We start from the raw sequence: 19,549 nt of genomic DNA, 5'->3' as shown, positions 1-19,549 counted from the left end.
TCCTTTCTAGTTAACAAAACATTTTATCTAATAATGCATTTTTAATATTCTTAAGCTTTTCATGCTTCTGTTTGATAAGTTCTATAAGATCATCAAGATTTTTTAAGAATGTTCCGATTTTAGTTTGTTCTGATGCTGATGATGGTAACTTGATATTTAAGTCTTCGAAATCAGACTTACTCAAAACAATTCTTTGAACACCTTGAGCCTTATATAACATTTGACTTCTAACAAATTCAGAAGTTAAAACATAATCGGAAAAATATATATTGAATAATTCTTTATTCGGTCTAAATCTTATTAAATGGTATGAATATACAACATTTGTAAACGTTTCTTTTATTGTCAAGGGCATACCAATATCACCGATAGTTTCAGAAGATGGAGTTATTAAGATATCACCTTTAATTAAATTGCAATTATAACATTCTTGAACAGTGGCAGTTGTTTTCATTAAATATTTATACGTATGTTCATTTATTATTTTTCTATTATAAACATCCATAAAATTTATCATGTATACTCTGTTATCGTGTTCTCTATATATTTTGTCCACACCCGCAGACCTAAATGTCCCAATATTTCCTAATCTATTAGTACTTCACTCATCCTCGAACTCTTTGAATCTAATCTCAGGTTCATTAGAATAATTACTAGGAAACATTTTATTTAAAAGAGATTCTTTAATATTTTTAAAGTAATTGTATTGTTTTTCAGTTTTACTAATCAAATCGTCAATATTTTTAAATAAAACACCAATTTTATTTTGCTCTGATATATTGCAAATATTAAAACTTACTTTTTTTAATGATGTTGATTTTATAGTAGGAAGTGTCCCTAAAGTTACGTAGCTATCTAAATTATTCTTATTTTTCAAAAGCGACGAATACATAAAATAATTATGAATATCAGAAATAATGGCAGTCAAGCCAAAACACTTATCATTAAGTCAAAAAGGTTTGTCTTGAAAACTTACATAGCCAGCGCTTCCGGCTCTTGCGATAGTTATAGAATTAGCTTCAAAATTAGATTTATTTGTATATCCTAATGGTTCGACACCGCCACTAATTATCGGGATTTTATTTTTATCAGAGCTATCCATTTTACTAAGAAAGTCGCCAGCTTTAATTGCATAAATCTGACCTAATTCTTTATTTTTTCACTCATCATCAAACCCAGAAAAGCGAATTTCTGGTATATTCTTTTTATTCATATATTCGCCTCCCTTTTATTCTTTAATAACTATTAAAAATTATACATTAAAAGGCGTTTATTAAAGAGTTTAAAAAGGTATAAAAAAAATAGCCAAATGGCTATATTTTGTTCTCTGAAAACTGAATACAACTTTAATTTAGATTAACTTTATCTATAGAATTCACTATTAAACCTATCAATTTATTAGTACTGGTCAGCTGAATGCATTACTGCACTTACACCTCCAGCCTATCAACCTCATAGTCTATAAGGAATTTAAAAGGGAATACTCATCTTTGAGGGGGCTTCCCGCTTAGATGCTTTCAGCGGTTATCCCTGCCGCACTTGGCTACCCAGCTATGCTTCTGGCGAAACAACTGGCACACCATCGGTGCGTCCACTCCGGTCCTCTCGTACTAAGAGTAGCTCTCATCAATATTCCAACGCCCACATCAGATAGGAACCAAACTGTCTCACGACGTTTTGAACCCAGCTCGCGTACCGCTTTAATGGGCGAACAGCCCAACCCTTGGAACCGACTCCAGCTCCAGGATGCGATGAGCCGACATCGAGGTGCCAAACCTTCCCGTCGATGTAATCTCTTGGGAAAGATAAGCCTGTTATCCCCGGGGTAGCTTTTATCCGTTGAGCGACGGCCTTTCCACGAAGAACCGCCGGATCACTAAGTCCTGCTTTCGCACCTGCTCGACTTGTAGGTCTCGCAGTCAATCACACTTCTACCTTTATGCTCTAAGATACGGTTTCTGACCGTATTGAGTGTAACTTTGAACGCCTCCGTTACCCTTTAGGAGGCGACCGCCCAGTCAAACTACCCACCACACACTGTCCTCTACCCGGATGACGGGTACAAGTTAGAAGTTCAACGTAACAAGGGTGGTATTTCAACGGCGACTCCACTTAGACTAGCGTCCAAGCATCACAGTCTCCCACCTATCCTACACATGTTAAATCAAACTCCAATATGAAGTTATAGTAAAGCTCCACGGGGTCTTTTCGTCTAGATGCGGGTCTCCGGCGTCTTCGCCGGAACCATAATTTCACCGAGTCTATTGTCGAGACAGTTAAGAGATAATTACTCCTTTCGTGCAGGTCAGTATTTAGCCGACAAGGAATTTCGCTACCTTAGGACCGTTATAGTTACGGCAGCCGTTCACCCGGGCTTCACATCAATGCTTCGCATAAGCTAACACCTTTGCTTAACCTTCGGGCACTGGGCAGGAGTCACCCCATATACATCATCTTACGATTTAGCATAGAGCTGTGTTTTTGATAAACAGTTCCCCTTACTATTCACTGCGGCCCACTTTTTAGGGTGGGCATCCCTTCTTGCGAACTTACGGGATGAATTTGCAGAGTTCCTTGACAATAGTTTTCTCGCTCGCCTTAGAATACTCATCTTGGGGACGTGTGTCCGTTCTCGGTACGGGTTTCCATGAACTTAAGTTAGAAGCTTTTTTAAGAGGTATGGAATCATCCAATTCGCTACTTTGTCGCCATTTCACTATGCATCATAACTCCCGGTTACGCCGTGTGGATTTGCCTGCACGACCCAGTCATTATTTACCCCACAATCCAATAAGTGGTAGTACTATCCTCCCCGTCACTCCATCACATTCATAGAAAGTACAGGAATATTAACCTGTTGTCCATCGGCTACGCCTTTCGGCCTCGTCTTAGGACCCGACTAACCCTGGGTGGACGAACCTTGCCCAGGAAACCTTCCCCAATAGGCGTCAGAGATTCTCACTCTGAATCGTTACTCATACCGGCATTCTCACTTGTAAGCGCTCCACCAGTCCTCACGGTCTAGCTTCAACGCCCTTACAACGCTCTCCTAACGCATTTTCATGCCCGTAGCTTCGGTATTGTGTTTTACTCCCGTTGAATTATCGGCACAGAGTCTCTCGACTAGTGAGCTATTACGCACTCTTTAAACGGTGAGCTGCTTCTAAGCCAACATCCTAGCTGTTTAAGAAACTCCACAACCTTTCTGACTTAACACAATTTTGGGACCTTAGCTGACAATCTGGGTTGTTCCCCTCGCGTGCATCGACGTTATCACCGATGTACCGACTGCATAGTAATACATGATAGTATTCGGAGTTTGATTATAGTCAGTACGGCTAGGCGCCGCCATTCCATATTCAGTGCTCTACCCCCATCACTTAACACTACACGCTAGCCCTAAAGCTATTTCGGAGAGAACCAGCTATCTCCAAGTTCGATTGGAATTTCACCCCTACCCACAAGTCATCCGGGCACTTTTTAGCGTACTACGGTTCGGTCCTCCACTTAGTGTTACCTAAGTTTCAACCTGCTCATGGGTAGATCACCTGGTTTCGGGTCTATATCAACATACTAAAGCGCCCTATTCAGACTCGATTTCTCTACGGCTTCGCTTTAATCCACTTAACCTCGCATGCTGACATAACTCGCCGGTCCATTCTGCAAGATGTACGCCATCACCCATTAACGGGCTCTGACTAACTGTAAGTAATTGGTTTCAGAATCTATTTCACTCCCCTCCCGGGGTTCTTTTCACCTTTCCCTCACGGTACTAGTTCACTATCGGTGTCTGGTTAGTATTTAGCCTTACCGGGTGGTCCCGGCGGATTCAGACAGGGTTTCACGTGCCCCGCCCTACTCAGGATGCTACTTGAAGATTTACGCATTTCGCTTACGGGAATTTCACCCTCTATGTTTAAGCGTTCCAACTTATTCTGCTATACGTAAATTTTTTAACTTCATGTAAGTAGTCCTACAACCCCAACAACATGTGTTGGTTTAGGCTTTTCCCCGTTCGCTCGCCACTACTGAGGGAATCATTCTTTATTTTCTCTTCCTGCTGCTACTGAGATGTTTCAATTCACAGCGTGTCTCTTCATTCGACTATGAATTCATCGATATGATAATTGAGGATTAGCTCAATTAGGTTTCCCCATTCGGAAATCCCCGGATAACAGCTTATTTCCAGCTAACCGAGGCTTATCGCAGGTAATCACGTCCTTCATCGACTTCCAGACCCAAGGCATCCACCAAAAACTCTTATCTTGTTTAATAGTTGTTTCGTTATATTTGATTTGTTGTATGACCTATTGTTGTCTTTTATAAATATTCTATAGGTTGATCTAAACTTTGAAATATTAATTAATATATCAATGTCGATATTCAGTTTTCAAAGAACAAGTAGAGAGATAAATCTCTCAAAACTGGATACAAATATTATTCCATAACTAAGTGTACTCCGTAGAAAGGAGGTGATCCATCCCCACGTTCTCGTAGGGATACCTTGTTACGACTTCACCCCAGTCACCAGTCCTACCTTAGGCGGTCGCCTCCGAGGTTAGCAAACCGACTTTGGGTATTACCAGCTCCCATGGTGTGACGGGCGGTGTGTACAAGACCCGAGAACGTATTCACCGCAGGCATAGCTGATCTGCGATTACTAGCGATTCCGACTTCATGGAGTCGAATTGCAGACTCCAATCCGAACTGAGATCGGCTTTTTGAGATTTGCTCCATGTCGCCATATTGCTTCTCTTTGTACCGACCATTGTAGCACGTGTGTAGCCCCACTCGTAAGAGGCATGATGATTTGACGTCATCCCCACCTTCCTCCCGGTTACCCGGGCAGTATCTCTAGAGTCCTCGACATGACTCGTTAGTAACTAAAGATAGGGGTTGCGCTCGTTGCAGGACTTGACCAAACATCTCACGACACGAGCTGACGACAACCATGCACCATCTGTCATTCCGTTAACCTCTACTATATCTCTATAGCTTTGCGGAAGATGTCAAGAGTGGGTAAGGTTCTCCGTGTATCTTCAAATTAAACCACATGCTCCACCGCTTGTGCGGGTCCCGTCAATTCCTTTAAGTTTCACTCTTGCGAGCATACTACTCAGGCGGATCATTTAATGCGTTAGCTGCGTCAGTGAACTCTCCACCGACTAATGATCATCGTTTACGGCGTGGACTACCAGGGTATCTAATCCTGTTTGCTCCCCACGCTTTCGTCCCTCAGCGTCAGTATAGACCCAGTAAGCTGCCTTCGCCTTTGGTGTTCTTCCATATATCTACGCATTTCACCGCTTCACATGGAATTCCGCTTACCTCTATCTAACTCTAGTTTATCAGTATCCAAAGCGAGCCGGGGTTGAGCCCGGGATTTGACTCCAGACTTAATAAACAGCCTACGAACGCTTTACGCCCAATAATTCCGGATAACGCTTGCGACCTATGTATTACCGCGGCTGCTGGCACATAGTTAGCCATCGCTTTCTGACAAGGTACCGTCAGCTCAAAGGCATTTCCTCCTCTGAGTGTTCTTCCCTTATAACAGCACTTTACAATCCGAAGACCTTCATCGTGCACGCTGTGTCGCTCCATCAAGCTTTCGCTCATTGTGGAATATTCCCTACTGCTGCCTCCCGTAGGAGTTTGGGCCGTATCTCAGTCCCAATGTGGCCGTTCAGTCTCTCGACCCGGCTAAACATCATAGTCTTGGTAGGCCATTACCCTACCAACTAACTAATGTTCCGCACCCTCATCCTTCAGCGGGGCTTTAAAGGCCCCTTTCACAACGGAATCATGCGATTCCATGCGTATCCGGCATTAGCCAATGTTTCCATTGGGTATTCCAATCTGAAGGGCAGATTAAGTACGTGTTACTCACCCATTCGCCGCTAGGTTTCCCGAAAGAAACCTCGCTCGACATGCATGTATTAGGCACACAGCCAGCGTTCATCCTGAGCCAGGATCAAACTCTTAAATAAGTTGATTGGTTTATGATTTTTTGTAAATTATTAAAATTGACGTTATGGTATTCGTATCCAGTTTTCAAAGAACTATCTCGCGCATTAACTTTCAGAAAAGCGCATGAATATATTATACATATTTTTACAATTAATTTCAAAATTTATAATTTTTATTTTTATGTCATAAATTCTTTGCAGATAATTGAATAATATGCGATATAAATAATAACACATTTTTATGTAATATCTATTTTTTTATAAATATTTTTACAAGTTATAAAAAAGGTAATAAAAAAACGACAATTCTGTCGCTTTATTATTAATACTATAAAATGGTTTCAACTCTAACTTTGTATTTTTTAGGAGCTTCAACTTCAACTTCTTCACCACTTTTTTTACCGATTAAAGCTTTTGCTAAGGCTGAAGAGTTTGATATTTTATTATTAAATGGATCGGCATCTAATGCACCAACAATAGTAACTTCATTAATATCTTTGGTTAATAAATTATAGAATTTAACTGTTGATCCGATTCTAACTGTACTATTAGCTGCTGATGTTGATGATTCGATAACGATGCAATTTTCTAAAATATGTTGAATTTCTAAAATTTCTGCCTCAATAGCAGCTTGTTTATCACGAGCGGCATCATATTCGGCGTTTTCTGATAAGTCACCTTGGTTTCTGGCTTCTTTAATTTCTTCAATAACTTGTGGTCTAGCGACTTCTTGTAAGTACACTAATCTTTCTTCGTATTGTTTAAAACCTTCTTTAGTAAGATAAATTTTTTCTTCTTGCATAATTTGCTCCTTATTTTTAAAATTAAAGTTTTAATTACTATTTTGTTCTATCTTGGCTAAAAGTATAACATTTTTATGTTTAAAGTGTGCTACTTCATATTTTAAATTATAAGACTGAAATAGTTTTATTGAATTAAGATAATCTTTTTTGTTTGTGTAATTTAAGATTATCATACCGGGATTTTTCTCATTATCAACCAAATCAATATATTTATTTAAATAATATTCATGAGATTTATCGTTATCTAATAAAACTAACATATTAAACTTTTGATTAGCATTTGTATCATTAATATAATTTAGTTTAGATAAATCAAGGTTAGGATATTTATTCTGAGCATTTTTATCTTGTTTATTTATATTTTGATCTATTGCATATGTATTTTTATAAGTTAATGATGCTAAAGAAATTGATAAATAATCACTATCAGCATCGACTAAAACATTTTCATATGAATTTAAATAAACACTATTAACTAAATAAGTAACTAAAAAGTCAGGTAATATTTGTTTTTGATTATAAAAGTCTTTAATGCCGGTTAAAACTTGGCCATAATTTGGATTTTGGATTTTTAATTGCTCTAAGCGAATTTTTTCTTCTGGACTAATAATTTCTTTCATATATTTACGTCTTAATAAAAAAGACGCAATTACGATTGAAATAGCTATTAGCATTACAACAATAATACTAATTATTAATGCCAAACGAGCATTTGATGAAATTTTTGATTCTGTATTATTAATTATCGATTGAGCTATCATCTGTATCTTCACCAATTAATTTTTCTAATAAATCGCTTTTACCATCACGATCAAGCACATAATTATTTTCGGCATATTCAAATAATAAGTCAACTAATATATCAATTTCGCCCTCATCATCAACTTCGGTTAGTTCTCCGTTAACATCTTTAGCAAAAAGTAAACCTTCACCTTTGCTATCGGTTAATGAAAAGTATGTTTCGCCATTTTCTTCAATTTGAAAAATTACATATAACTTTTCATTATCATCTAATATAATTTCACGTTCTGGGACAAAAATATTTATTTTTTTCTTTTCCATTATCCTATTCTCCTTAAATAATCTTCTAATATTAGCTGTGCCGCCAATGAATCTTTTTTGGTTTTGCGTTTTTTTCTGCTAAAACCCGCTTCAATTAAAATTTGTTCAGCCCCCATTGTGCTTTGTCTTTCGTCTTGAAAAATAATCGGCAAGTCAATTTGTTCGCCCAATCTTTTAGCAAAACGCTCAACCATTAGCGTGCGCTCACTTTTAGATAAATCCATTCTTAATGGATATCCTAAAATAATTGCATCAATTTGATTTTTATATTCGCCTTCATTTAGATATGACAAAACTTTATTAATAACTTGTTTAAAATTATTTTCTTCAAAATAAAAGTTTTCTAGGCCTGTTGCAATTATTCCAATTGGATCTGATATTGCAAATCCACATGTTTTAGTGCCTAAATCTAAACAAAGTTTACGCATTTAAGTCCTTTTTAATTTCACTTACTAAATTATCTAAAGTAATTTCTGTATTTAATGAACCTTGGCAAACAATAGCGTTTCCCCCACCTTTACCATTATATTTCGAAGTTATTGCTCTAAAAAAGTTAGTTGAATCATATTTTTTAGAAGCTACCATTAAAAAGAAATTATTTTCTTTATTTTGACTTAATCCAATTACTAGAGCGTCAGGATTATCTTCTCTTAATTGAACTATTGCTTTTCTTAATTGATTTGCATCTAAATCTGATACGAAAAATACATCAATTAAATTAATCTTTTCAGCTTGATATTTAGAAACATCGACTGATTCATTTTGTTTTTCTTTTAAGAATTTTTTATAATCTTCTCTAATTGATTCTTCACAAATATCATATTGTTCTAATAATTTTTCTTTTCCAAAAGTTCCTTCTGGAATTTCTAAAGGATATTGATATGAATAATCTTCTTTAAATTGTTGGTTATTTTTAATTAAAGTATCTAGTAATTTTTGTTTTTCTTTAATTTCTGCTAATAGATAATCTTCAACATAAGCAAATGATACAACGACTCTTAAACGATATACTCCTGTACCTTTTGAATCAACTCCAACAATTTTGAAATCTTGAATATCGCCTGAATTATTAACGTGTGTTCCACCACATAAATCTTTAGTAATACCTTCAAATTCAACTATTCTAACTTCGTTTGCATCATGATATTCTGATTCTTCAATAGTCATGAATGCGCCCATTTCTTGTGCTTTTTTAATTGAAGTAATAATGTAGTTACGTTTTGCTTGCATTGCAATGTATTCACGCATTGCTTTTTCAATTTCTTTAATTTCAGCTTTAGTTGGTCTATGATCTAAACCAAAGTCAAAAGTGAAATGTTCATGAGTAATGTTTGAACCTAATTGTTGAATAATTTCATGAGGATATGTTTTTCTTAAAGCGTGGAACATAATATGTGTTGCTGAGTGACCACGAGCAAAGTTAATTCTTTTCGCTTTGTCAACAAAACATTCAACTGGTGATTTGCTGTTAACCATACCTTTAACAACGTGAATATGGTTTCAATATTTATCTTTAAAAACATCCAAGACTTCGATTTTATTACCATCTTGAATCATATATCCATGGTCATGATTTTGACCACCACTTGTTGCATAAAATGGAGTTTTATCTAAGACTAAATAACTGATTGCTTCAGGGTCTTTATTAGCCTTAATTTCATTTTCATCGTCTAATAAATATAAAACTTTTGAAGTTGATTCTGTAAAGTCATATCCAATAAATTCAGATACTTTTTCAGGTATTTTAGCAAGTGAATTAATAACCTTTTGCATACCTGCTTCAATATTACCACGTGATTTTTCTTGATGTTCTTTTAAAAACTTATTGAACTCGTTCATATCGATTTTAATTCCCTTTTCAGCTAAGATTTCAGCTGTTAATTCAATTGGGAATCCATAAGTATCAAACATTTTAAAGGCAACCTTAACATCAACTGTGCCATTTTTTTGAAGTTCAGCTTCTAATAATTTTTCACCATCTTTAATTGTTTTAGCAAATAATTCTTCTTCATTTTTAATAATTTGTGCAACTTCGTCAACATCAATGTCATAAATTAATGAATCTTTAACAACTTTTACTAAGTTATATAAAAATGATTTTGCTTCAATACCTAGCGATAAACCAGCACGATATGAACGTCTGATTAATCTTCTTATAATATAACCACGTCCAACATTTGAAGGGCTAACACCATCATTTATAGCATTAACCGATGCTCTAATATGATCGGCAATGATTTTGAAATAAGTATTAATTCTTGTTTGTTCTTTATCTTTGGTAAAGTAATTATTAATATCGTAACGATAGTCAGTTAATTTTTCAACAGCTCTTATAATTGGTAAAAATAAATCTGTATCAAAGTTAGTTGGCGCATCTTGCAAAATTGAAACAATTCTTTCCAAACCAGCACCAGTATCGATATTTTTTGTAGCTAATTCTGTGTAATTATTTTCACCATCATTATTGAATTGTGAAAATACGATATTTCAAATTTCGATATAACGATCGTTTTCAATATCATTAATTAAAAGTTCTAAACCACGAGAATCATATTTTTCTCCACGATCGAAAAATATCTCAGTGTCTGGTCCACAAGGCCCCTGACCCACGTCTCAGAAGTTTGTATCTCTTGTTCCTTTAATTAAATGAGATTTATCAACACCATTTTCAATTCAGTAATTATATGTATCTTGATCTTCGTCAAAATAAGTAATATAAATTCTTTCTTTTGGTAATTTTAAAACATTAAAAACAAATTCAGCACCAAATTCGATTGCTTCTTTTTTAAAATAATCGCCGATTGAAAAGTTACCTAACATTTCAAAAAACGTATGGTGTCTTGCGGTTACACCAACATTTTCAATATCATTAGTTCTAATTGATTTTTGTGAGTTGGTAATTCTTTTTGCAGGTGGTACTTTTTTACCGCTAAAATAGTCTTTTAAAGTTGCAACCCCAGAGTTTATTCATAATAAAGAAGGGTCATTTTGCGGTATTAAAGATTTTGATTCAACAACTAAATGTCCTTTAGACTTAAAAAAGTCTAATCACATTTGTCTAATTTTTTTTGAACTTAACATTTTTTTCTCCTATAAATAAGTTTTTAATTCGTCATTATAATAAATTTTATCAATGATTGCGCCACCAACAACTTTTTCTCCATCGTAAATTACAATTTCTTGTCCTGGTGTAACGGCTTCTGTATCTGGATATTGAACTTCAATTTGGTCATTATCTAACAATTTCAATTTAACCGGTATGTCACTTTGACGATACCTAAACTTTGCAGTTAAATTATTTTCATCATATTCATATGCAATCTTATTAAAATTAATTGCAATCATTTTGTTTGACAATAGATATTCCTTATAATCTTCATTGGCGACATATATCTCTTTTTTGTCTAAATTATGCCCTACTACAAAATAAGGTTTTTCATAGCCGCCTAAGTTCAAGCCCTTTCTTTGACCAATAGTGTAATACATTGCTCCAACATGCTTTCCTACAACTTTTTTATTAGCTATGTCAATAATATTTCCGGGTTGCGCAGGAATATAATTTTCTAAAAATTTAGTAAAGCGTCTTTCGCCAATAAAACAAATACCAGTTGAGTCTTTTTTCTTGGCAGTTGCTAAATTAATATCTTCCGCTATTTTTCTAATCTCGGTTTTGTGTAAGTTTGCCAATGGGAAAATCACTTTTGATAATTGCTCATTTGATAATTGGGCCAGAAAATAAGATTGGTCTTTATTAGGATCAAGCCCTCGATATAATTCGCCATTTCTAGCGTCGGCATAATGACCCATGGCGATATAATCTGCTTTTAAATCTTCGAATGCATAATCTGCAAATGATTTAAATTTTATATATTTGTTACAGAAAATATCAGGGTTTGGCGTACGACCAATTTTATATTCTTCAATTAAATAATTAAAAACATTATCTCAGTATTCTTTTACAAAGTCAACTCGATATAAAGGTATATTTAATTGCTCCGCAACTCTTTTGGCATCTTGATAATCTAATTCTTGGGTGCAAACATTTTGATTAATATCTTCGTTACCTAAAAAATCATTATTTAAAAAAGAATCTCAGTTTCTCATAAAAAGGCCAATAACTTCATAGCCTTGTTCTTTTAATAAATGAGCGCAGACGCTAGAATCAACTCCGCCGCTCATTCCTAAAACTACTCTTTTTGCCATTTTGCCTCCCTATTTTTTTATTATTAATAATAAAATTGTATATTTTTTATTAAAAAAAGATATAAAAAGCAGCATTTAATACTTAAAATAGTTTTTTGCAATATAAAAAGTGCCATATTGGCACTAATTATAAATTAATTATTTTGTAGCTAATGCAGCTTTAGCTTTTTCAACAATTTTAGCAAATGATGCTGGGTAGTTGATTGCTAATTCTGAAAGCATTTTTCTATTAACTTGAATGTTAGCTTGTTTTAGACCTTCGATTAATCTTGAGTATGTAATTCCCATTGGTCTAGCAGCAGCGTTAATACGAGCTATTCATAATTTTCTGAATTCACGTTTAACTTGTTTTCTGTCTCTGAATGCATATGTTCATGATTTAACAACAGCTTGTTTAGCAACTCTGTAACCGATTGATTTGTGTCCTCAGTAACCTTTTGCTAATTTTATTCATTTTGCACGTCTTCTTCTTGTAACGATTCCGCCTCTTGTACGCATGTTATCTCCTTCTAAATTTAATTAAATTATTAGATTAATTCTTTGTATCTCTTGAAGTCTGAACTTGATAATGTTGAAGATTTACGAGATTGACGTTTTTGTTTTGTTGTTTTGTTTTGTGCTAAATGTGATCTGTATGCATTTCCACGTTTAACTTTACCTGATGCGGTAATAGAAATTCTTTTCTTTAAACCGCTTTTGGTTTTCATTTTTGGCATGTTATTCTCCTTTTGACTCTGAAGGTTCGTTATTTTGTTTATTGTTTAAAGCTTCTACTTTTCTTTTATCTTTTTCGATATACATATCTAAGAAACGTTCATTAACTAATGTTGCTTCTTTTGATATTCTTGCTACATCTTCTAAAAGAGCAAAAAACTTAGTAAGAATTTCTTCTCCCAACTCAACTCTAGCTCTTTCTCTACCTCTGAATTTTACAGATACTTTAACTCTGCTTCCTTCTAAAATAAATTCACGAGCTTTTCTTGATTTGGTTTCTAAATCATGATCTCCGATTAAAGGTGTTAATCTAATTTCACGATTTGTTGTAACAGTTTGTTTTTCTTTAACGGCTTTTTGTTTTTTCTTTTTCTCGTATTTAAATTTACCGTAATCTAAAATTTTTGCAATAGGTTTGTTGTTTTCTATGGCGATTAAAACTAAATCCATATTGTAATCAGAAGCCTTTTCTAAAGCTTCATCTTTAGTTAAAACACCAATCTTTTCGCCTTCTGGACCTAATACGAAAACTTTTTTATATGGAATGGCATTGTTAATTACATGCTCTGATTTCGGTTTACGATTTCCGTTATTGCTATTTTCAGAAAAATTTCCGCTATTTGAATTGTTATTATTAATAATAACTCCCTCCTTAAAATAAATAAAAAGTGGTTTAATCCACTTCCCAAAAACTACAAATATTCTTTTTTGTAGCAACCCAGCAAAAAATCACTTAGGTGAGAAATGAATCTACTTGCGCTAATAAAAGCATATGTATTATAACACTTTTTAAAATAATTATTTATTTTTAACTATTTTGATCATTTTTCATATATTTTAGCTTGTTCTTCGCTAAATACAATCCCTTTTTCAATATTTCAATCAATTCCGCAGGCTTGAACAACGACTTTTAACCCTTCATCAATATTTTCAAGGGCAATTTTTCGCATATTTTGAACGCCTTTTCAATTTCTACCTTGACAGATTTTATCTGCAATATACAATATTTTAGAAATTAAATCCATTTCTAAAGACATTGATGTATGGATTTTTATCGCTTCTAAAACTTGTTGATTACTATATTTATATTTATCTCTTAATCAATAATATGCAGTAGTTTGATGCAATTTATATGGAGCTAAATTTTCTTCATTATAACCATATTTTTTTAAAAATGAATAAGCTTTTTCTTTGCTTCACTCTTTAGTAATGTCATGCATATAACCCGCTTGATATGCCAGCTTAATTGAAAAGTTATTACTTTTAGCAAGTTCAGCAGCAAATTCAGCGGTAAACCTTAAATGTTTAAAACGTTCAATTGATAAAAATGATTTTGCAATATCTTCAAAATATAAAAAGTTATCACCGATATAATCTTGAACTTTTTGTTCAACCATATTAAGAGCACCAGCACGATATTGAGTTGAACTAAAGTCATGGAATTGATTATTTAAACGTAAGCAATTATATTTTTTTATATTAATTTTTGAATATTTATTACCACGGTTAAACACAACAATTTTTACTAACTCAGAAATCTCATCTATATCTTTTCATTTGTTTAATTTGTTAACATTGTCAGACCCGATTAATAAAAATATTTCATCATTTGGAAATTTTTGCCTAAAGTACTTAACTGTATCAATTGTATAAGACAGTCCACCTCTTTTTATTTCAAATTCTGAAAGTTCCATTTTATCTTCTAATACCATGTTTATCATATTTACTCTATGTTCGTTTGAGACATAGTTAGACTCTTTTTTAAATGGATTTTTATTAGCTGGAACAAAATATAATTTATCCAAGTTAAGCATTTCAATTGCATCTTTAGCAATTAAAATATGACCCTTATGAATAGGATTAAAACTTCCGCCAAATATTGCTATTTTCATATTACTCCTTATTTTTGTCTATTTTAGAATCGGTTTTCTCATTTTCAATATCAAATATTATATTTTGATTATGGATATCTCTTCTTAAAAAACGAATATTATGTTTATCTTTATTTTTTTCTTTTGCTAATTGTGCTCCAGTTTTTAATAAATTTTTACCCATTTTGAAATTTAATTCATAAATTAACTTATTTACTTCTGATAATTTTTTATCTTCTAATAAGTCAATTTGTTCATTATTATAAAAAACTGAACGTAAGTTATTTAATTTTACACCAAGACCTCTTATTGGTTTTTCATCTCAAAAATCTTCAAATAAATATAATACTCAACTATAAATTTTTTGCGGGTCGTTTGTATAAAAATTAAACTTTTTTTGTTTTGAGCTTCATATTCTTGATGTGTTTCTAATGCTTATTGAAATATTGCACCCTTCTTGATTTTGATCAATAGCCCTAGCTGAAACATTATTAACTAAATTACGCAGTTGTTCCAATGCCTCTGTTTGAGTTTTTAAATCATTTAAAAATGTAATTGAATTGCCAATACCTTTGACTTCTTCTTTAAAAACATGGTCAGTTATTTCTTTATTTCCTTTTAATCTTTCGATAAAAATATAATAGTTTTTAGTAAGAATTTTCCTTAAAAGTAACTCGTTTTTAAAATTAACTAAATCTCGATATGTATGAATGTTATTAGCTTTTAACACGGGCGCCATTTTTCTTCCAATACCGAATATTTTTTCAACCGGTAAATCATAAAAATGTTTTTCAATATCTTCTTGTTTTGTTTCTAAAATACCAAAAGGTTTTGCTTTATTAGTGCTCATTTTAGCTAAAAATTTTGAATAAGATATGCCAATTGAGCAAGGTAAATTCAAATCTTTTAATATTTTTCTTTGAATTTCCTTAGCTAAATCTAATTTCGTTCTATATTCGTTTACTAGATCACTAACATCTAAATAGTATTCATCAATTGAATATATTTCAATCTTATCTGTAAAATTTTTTTGTATATATTCAAAAACATTTTTAGATATAAGTGAATAAAGTTCATAATGCGGTTCAACAATTATTACGTCTTTAACTTTTTCTTTGATTTTAAAAAAAGGATCTCCTACACGGAAACCTATTTTTTTAAGTTCATACGACATGGCTGAAATGATTGCTCTTTTATGATTTTGAGCAATAACCACAGGTTTATTATTAAGTTCTGGATTCATTTTTCTTTCGCAACTAACAAAAAACGCGTCCATATCAATATGAAATATAACTTTATCCATTTATACCTTTTTTCACGGCACGGTACATTATTGAAGCACATTCTAAACGATTTAAATGTACTTTAACGTTTTTAAATACAACTAACTTTTCTAACTTAATTTCTTCTTCTTCGGTTGATTCACTTTTATTAATAACATTAAAATAAGTATCTAGAATACTATTAATTTCTTCTTTGGATTTATTTATAAACATATCTAACATTAAAACAATGCTTGATTTAAAAATTGAACAGCCAACCCCTTTATATTCAGCAGACTTTAAAATATCATTTTCAAAAGAAAAATTTATTACTATATCGTCCACACAAACTGCTGAATGATCTGATACACTACTTTCAGTAATATTTAAATTTTCATTAAAATATTTATTGCTAGAATAAGCTTCAAAAATAATTTTTTGCTTTTCTTGGTTACTATAAGAAGTCAAGAAAATCACCTCCCTCTTTTAATAATTTAATAATAACATCAACATCATTTTCATCATTATAAAAAGAAATTGAAGCCCGAATATATGAAGATGAATAACGATCTAAATTTTTAAATTTATGAGCGCAAAATGTTCCTGATCTCACATAAACATTTCTATGACCTAAATAAGAGGCAACATCTTGTGAAGGTATGTTTTTTAAATTAAATAATAAAACCCTATCTCCTCGTTTTGAAGCTAGTTCAATATTATCTAACTTAATTAATTCATCATAAAAGTAATTTGCTACTCTATTTTCAATTTCATTAATTTTCTCAAAGCCAATTTTTTTTAAAAAATTAATTGCAGCTCTAAATTGAAATATACCAGCTAAATTAGGTGTACCAGGCTCGAAACGAACCATAGTTGTTCTTGATGTTCAATCACAATTATTTCCAATTGCTTGAACTTGACCCCCGCCCCATTTACTAGGCAATAATTTTCTTATCAATTCTTCTTTAATAATTAATGCACCAATTCCGGTAGGCCCAAACATTTTATTAGCGGAAAATACAATAACATCAGAGTTTTTTATAGAAACAGGCTTATGAACTACAGCCTGAGCTGCGTCATTTATTAAAATAGTTCCAAATTTCTTACATTTATTATAAATTGCCTCAATATCATATTCGATTTGAAAATTATTTGTAACTTCTGGCATTGCGACAATTTTAGTATTTTGATTAATTGAGTTTAATAGTTCTTCGTTTGAATCAACATATTTAAATGAGATATTTTTATTTTTAAAGTTTTCTAAAAATGGAACAATATTCGAACTGTGATTGAAATAAGTAAAAATTATTTCACCTTCGTCAATAATTGACGATAGCATTTTAGCAATTTGATTTAAGCCATCAGTAGTTCCTGAAGTAAATATCATTTCATTTTCATCAGCTTCGACGAAATTGGCGATTTCTTTTCTTGTTTCATTAATGCGCTTTGCAACTTCAATACCTAATAATGAATCAGCCGTTCTAGTTGATATTGAATATTTTTCATAAAAATCATTCCCGGCATTTACAACATCATAAGGTTTAAACGCAAGAGCTGCATTATCCAAATAAATGATGTCTTTATTGTTCTTATACATCGGAAAAAGTTCTTTATATTTGTTCATTTTTAACCTTTCTAAATAATGAAATATACTCGATATTTTTAGATTTTTCTCCAGTGATTGGGCTTTTATCTATTTTTTCTAAAACAAAATTATTCTCTTTTGCAAAGTTTAAAACTTTATTAATAATGTATTCATGATGTTGAATATCGACATATCCGCCCTCTTCTACATACTTACTAATTGCCTCAAATTGTGGTTTAATTAAAGCCATTATTCTAACGCCTTCATCTAAAATCTCGTTGCAAATTTTAAAAACATGTCTAAGCGATATAAAAGAAACATCGCATGTGGCAAATTGAAGATTTTCTTTAAGCATTTCTCTATTCAAATTTTTTAAATTCGTTTTTTCATAAACGACAACTTTATCATTTATTCTAAGTGAATAATCTAATTGATTTGTTCCTGAATCAATAGCATAAACTTTTTTAGCATTGTTTTCTAAAAGAACCTGAACAAAACCACCAGTTGAAGAGCCAATATCAATGCAGACTAAATTAGATAAGTCTAGGTTAAATTTTTCTATTGCCCCAAGTAATTTGTATGCGCCTCTCGACACATATTCTTTTTTTTCAATAATTAATTCGATTTTGCTTTTTTCTTCATCATATTTTAAAGATGGCAAGAAAACTTTTTCGCCGTTAGCAATAACCTTGCCTTCACGAATTAAAGCCTCTGCCATCTTTTCATCAATATTATGTAAACTTGAAACTAATTGTTTAAGTGTTTTTTTCATTATTTATTGAAAACTTTTTTAGAAGCCAAATCTAAAACTTTATTGACAAATTTATAATCATTGTTTGGACTAAAAATTTTTGATATATTTATCATTTCATTAATTACAACTTTAGGATCATTTAATAAGAGTTCATATTCACCATAAATAATAATTGCTCTTGTTAATGGATTAATACGACTTCATTCTCATTCTTCACTAATAAATCTTTTAGCAATATTAATAAATAAATCATACTTGCTTTCAATAGTTGAAAGAATTTTAACTTCTCAATTATCTAAGTCATTATCTTGAAAAATTTCCTTTAATGAAAGTTTTGTATCAAAAAGTTCGCTTTGATAAATATAGGTAATTATTCTTACACGACTGTAATATTTTTGTAATAAAAATTTGATTTTTTGATCTTCTTTTTTATTAGTTTTTAATTCAGAATTTTGTTCACTGTTATTTTTAATTTCTTCCATACTATTGCTCCTGAATATTGATTAATTCAATTTTTTTATTTTTATCATTTTTTGTTAATGTAAATAGTATTCCATTAAGTTGGCATTTATTTTTTGACACTTTAAAAGCTGAAAAAGCTCCATATCTCATTTTTTCATAAACTTCTTGAAAATTAGATCCTATTGCGCAATTCATTGGTCCGCACATTCCGGCATCGGTTACAAAATATGTTCCTTTAGGTAAAATTCTCGCATCGTTTGTTTGAACGTGTGTATGTGTTCCAAACACAGCAGATGCTTTCCCATCAGCATATAATGAAAATACTGATTTTTCCGATGTTGTTTCACCGTGGAAATCGACTATGTAATAATCGGCATCAATTTCTTCATAAATTTTGTCAAATTCATCAAAAAAGTTATTTGCAGATTGCTCTTCTCAAGGTTCTAAAAGAGGGTTAAATGTAATTCCCATTAAAGATATAATTGCAATTTTACTGCCTTTAACTTCAAAAACTCTAACTCCCTTGCCTGGATATTTATTTTCAATATTTGCAGGTCTAATTAAATCTTCATTATTAATAATTTCAGAAATTTTATCTTTTGCTCAAACGTGATTTCCTAAAGTAAAGGCATTAATATTAGCTCTTTTCAAACGGCGATAATCAACAGGTTCAAACCCTTTTCTACCTGAAACATTTTCTGCTTGAGCTATAATAAAATCAATGTCGTATTTTTCGATTAATGCTGGTAGATGTGATTCAACCATTCTAATGCCTGGCAAACCAAACACATCACCTAAAAATAAAATATTAAGATCGTCTTTTTTCATAAAGTAAATTATACTCTAAACAAAAACTAATTAAAT

17 protein-coding genes and 2 rRNA genes are annotated in these 19,549 nt (G+C 32.2%); all 19 read right to left on the bottom strand.

Translation table 4 applies throughout. The annotated features are described in order from the left end of the window. Positions 1-10: 10 nt before the first annotated feature. Positions 11-1,213, bottom strand: coding sequence for a restriction endonuclease subunit S (locus AB5V95_RS00640; RefSeq protein WP_369085976.1), 1,203 nt, complete (start codon positions 1,211-1,213; stop codon positions 11-13). Between the two features lie 164 nt (positions 1,214-1,377). Further along, positions 1,378-4,275: ribosomal RNA gene (locus AB5V95_RS00635) — 23S ribosomal RNA — on the bottom strand. Between the two features lie 190 nt (positions 4,276-4,465). Next, a 16S ribosomal RNA gene (locus tag AB5V95_RS00630) occupies positions 4,466-5,990 on the bottom strand. The 16S and 23S rRNA genes sit together here, the layout of an rRNA operon. Before the next feature lie 307 nt (positions 5,991-6,297). Further along, positions 6,298-6,771 carry a transcription elongation factor GreA gene (greA, locus tag AB5V95_RS00625; RefSeq protein ID WP_369085975.1) on the bottom strand — a complete coding sequence of 158 codons (474 nt, stop codon included), beginning with the start codon at positions 6,769-6,771 and terminating at the stop codon, positions 6,298-6,300. Positions 6,772-6,801: 30 nt separating this feature from the next. Beyond that, on the bottom strand, positions 6,802-7,533 hold the full coding sequence (locus AB5V95_RS00620) for a BC85_0335 family putative methyltransferase (protein WP_369085974.1): 732 nt from the start codon (positions 7,531-7,533) through the stop codon (positions 6,802-6,804). Continuing rightward, positions 7,511-7,834, bottom strand: coding sequence for a hypothetical protein (locus tag AB5V95_RS00615; protein ID WP_027122732.1), 324 nt, complete (start codon positions 7,832-7,834; stop codon positions 7,511-7,513). The genes AB5V95_RS00620 and AB5V95_RS00615 overlap by 23 nt, the downstream gene beginning before the upstream one ends. After that, complete coding sequence (gene ruvX, locus AB5V95_RS00610) at positions 7,834-8,262, bottom strand: Holliday junction resolvase RuvX (protein ID WP_027122733.1); 429 nt, start codon at positions 8,260-8,262, stop codon at positions 7,834-7,836. The genes AB5V95_RS00615 and ruvX overlap by 1 nt, the downstream gene beginning before the upstream one ends. Continuing rightward, entirely contained in the window at positions 8,255-10,915 is a 2,661-nt protein-coding gene (alaS, locus tag AB5V95_RS00605; RefSeq protein ID WP_369085973.1) for an alanine--tRNA ligase, read from the bottom strand. The genes ruvX and alaS overlap by 8 nt, the downstream gene beginning before the upstream one ends. A gap of 9 nt (positions 10,916-10,924) precedes the next feature. After that, complete coding sequence (mnmA, locus tag AB5V95_RS00600; RefSeq protein ID WP_027122735.1) at positions 10,925-12,037, bottom strand: tRNA 2-thiouridine(34) synthase MnmA; 1,113 nt, start codon at positions 12,035-12,037, stop codon at positions 10,925-10,927. A gap of 138 nt (positions 12,038-12,175) precedes the next feature. After that, the gene (gene rplT / locus AB5V95_RS00595; protein ID WP_027122736.1) at positions 12,176-12,535 is read right to left on the bottom strand and encodes a 50S ribosomal protein L20; all 360 of its coding nucleotides are present in this window, start codon (positions 12,533-12,535) and stop codon (positions 12,176-12,178) included. Between the two features lie 29 nt (positions 12,536-12,564). After that, positions 12,565-12,753, bottom strand: a complete 189-nt coding sequence (gene rpmI / locus AB5V95_RS00590; protein ID WP_027122737.1) for a 50S ribosomal protein L35 — start codon at positions 12,751-12,753, stop codon at positions 12,565-12,567. 1 nt (position 12,754) lies between these two features. Further along, a complete protein-coding gene (gene infC, locus AB5V95_RS00585; RefSeq protein ID WP_027122738.1) occupies positions 12,755-13,309 on the bottom strand; it encodes a translation initiation factor IF-3 in 555 nt (184 codons plus the stop codon). Between the two features lie 254 nt (positions 13,310-13,563). Next, positions 13,564-14,643 carry a nicotinate-nucleotide adenylyltransferase gene (locus AB5V95_RS00580; RefSeq protein WP_369085972.1) on the bottom strand — a complete coding sequence of 360 codons (1,080 nt, stop codon included), beginning with the start codon at positions 14,641-14,643 and terminating at the stop codon, positions 13,564-13,566. Between the two features lies 1 nt (position 14,644). Further along, positions 14,645-15,925: a DNA polymerase IV gene (locus tag AB5V95_RS00575; RefSeq protein WP_369085971.1), complete on the bottom strand. Its 1,281-nt coding sequence runs from the start codon at positions 15,923-15,925 to the stop codon at positions 14,645-14,647. Beyond that, the gene (locus AB5V95_RS00570; protein ID WP_369085970.1) at positions 15,918-16,361 is read right to left on the bottom strand and encodes an iron-sulfur cluster assembly scaffold protein; all 444 of its coding nucleotides are present in this window, start codon (positions 16,359-16,361) and stop codon (positions 15,918-15,920) included. The genes AB5V95_RS00575 and AB5V95_RS00570 overlap by 8 nt, the downstream gene beginning before the upstream one ends. Next, complete coding sequence (locus AB5V95_RS00565) at positions 16,339-17,508, bottom strand: aminotransferase class V-fold PLP-dependent enzyme (protein WP_369085969.1); 1,170 nt, start codon at positions 17,506-17,508, stop codon at positions 16,339-16,341. Before AB5V95_RS00565 ends, AB5V95_RS00570 begins: the two co-directional genes overlap by 23 nt. Next, a complete protein-coding gene (locus AB5V95_RS00560) occupies positions 17,495-18,241 on the bottom strand; it encodes a TlyA family RNA methyltransferase (RefSeq protein ID WP_369085968.1) in 747 nt (248 codons plus the stop codon). Before AB5V95_RS00560 ends, AB5V95_RS00565 begins: the two co-directional genes overlap by 14 nt. Beyond that, the gene (locus AB5V95_RS00555) at positions 18,241-18,705 is read right to left on the bottom strand and encodes a transcription antitermination factor NusB (RefSeq protein WP_369085967.1); all 465 of its coding nucleotides are present in this window, start codon (positions 18,703-18,705) and stop codon (positions 18,241-18,243) included. Before AB5V95_RS00555 ends, AB5V95_RS00560 begins: the two co-directional genes overlap by 1 nt. 1 nt (position 18,706) lies before the next feature. Beyond that, a complete protein-coding gene (locus AB5V95_RS00550; RefSeq protein WP_027122745.1) occupies positions 18,707-19,513 on the bottom strand; it encodes a TIGR00282 family metallophosphoesterase in 807 nt (268 codons plus the stop codon). Positions 19,514-19,549 lie beyond the last annotated feature (36 nt).

Origin of the sequence: Metamycoplasma spumans (assembly GCF_041026625.1) — a bacterium.
Classification (GTDB): domain Bacteria; phylum Bacillota_I; class Bacilli_A; order Mycoplasmatales; family Metamycoplasmataceae; genus Metamycoplasma; species Metamycoplasma spumans.
The sequence above is the reverse complement of the archived record's forward strand: the minus strand, read 5'-3'. Positions and strand labels throughout refer to the sequence as shown.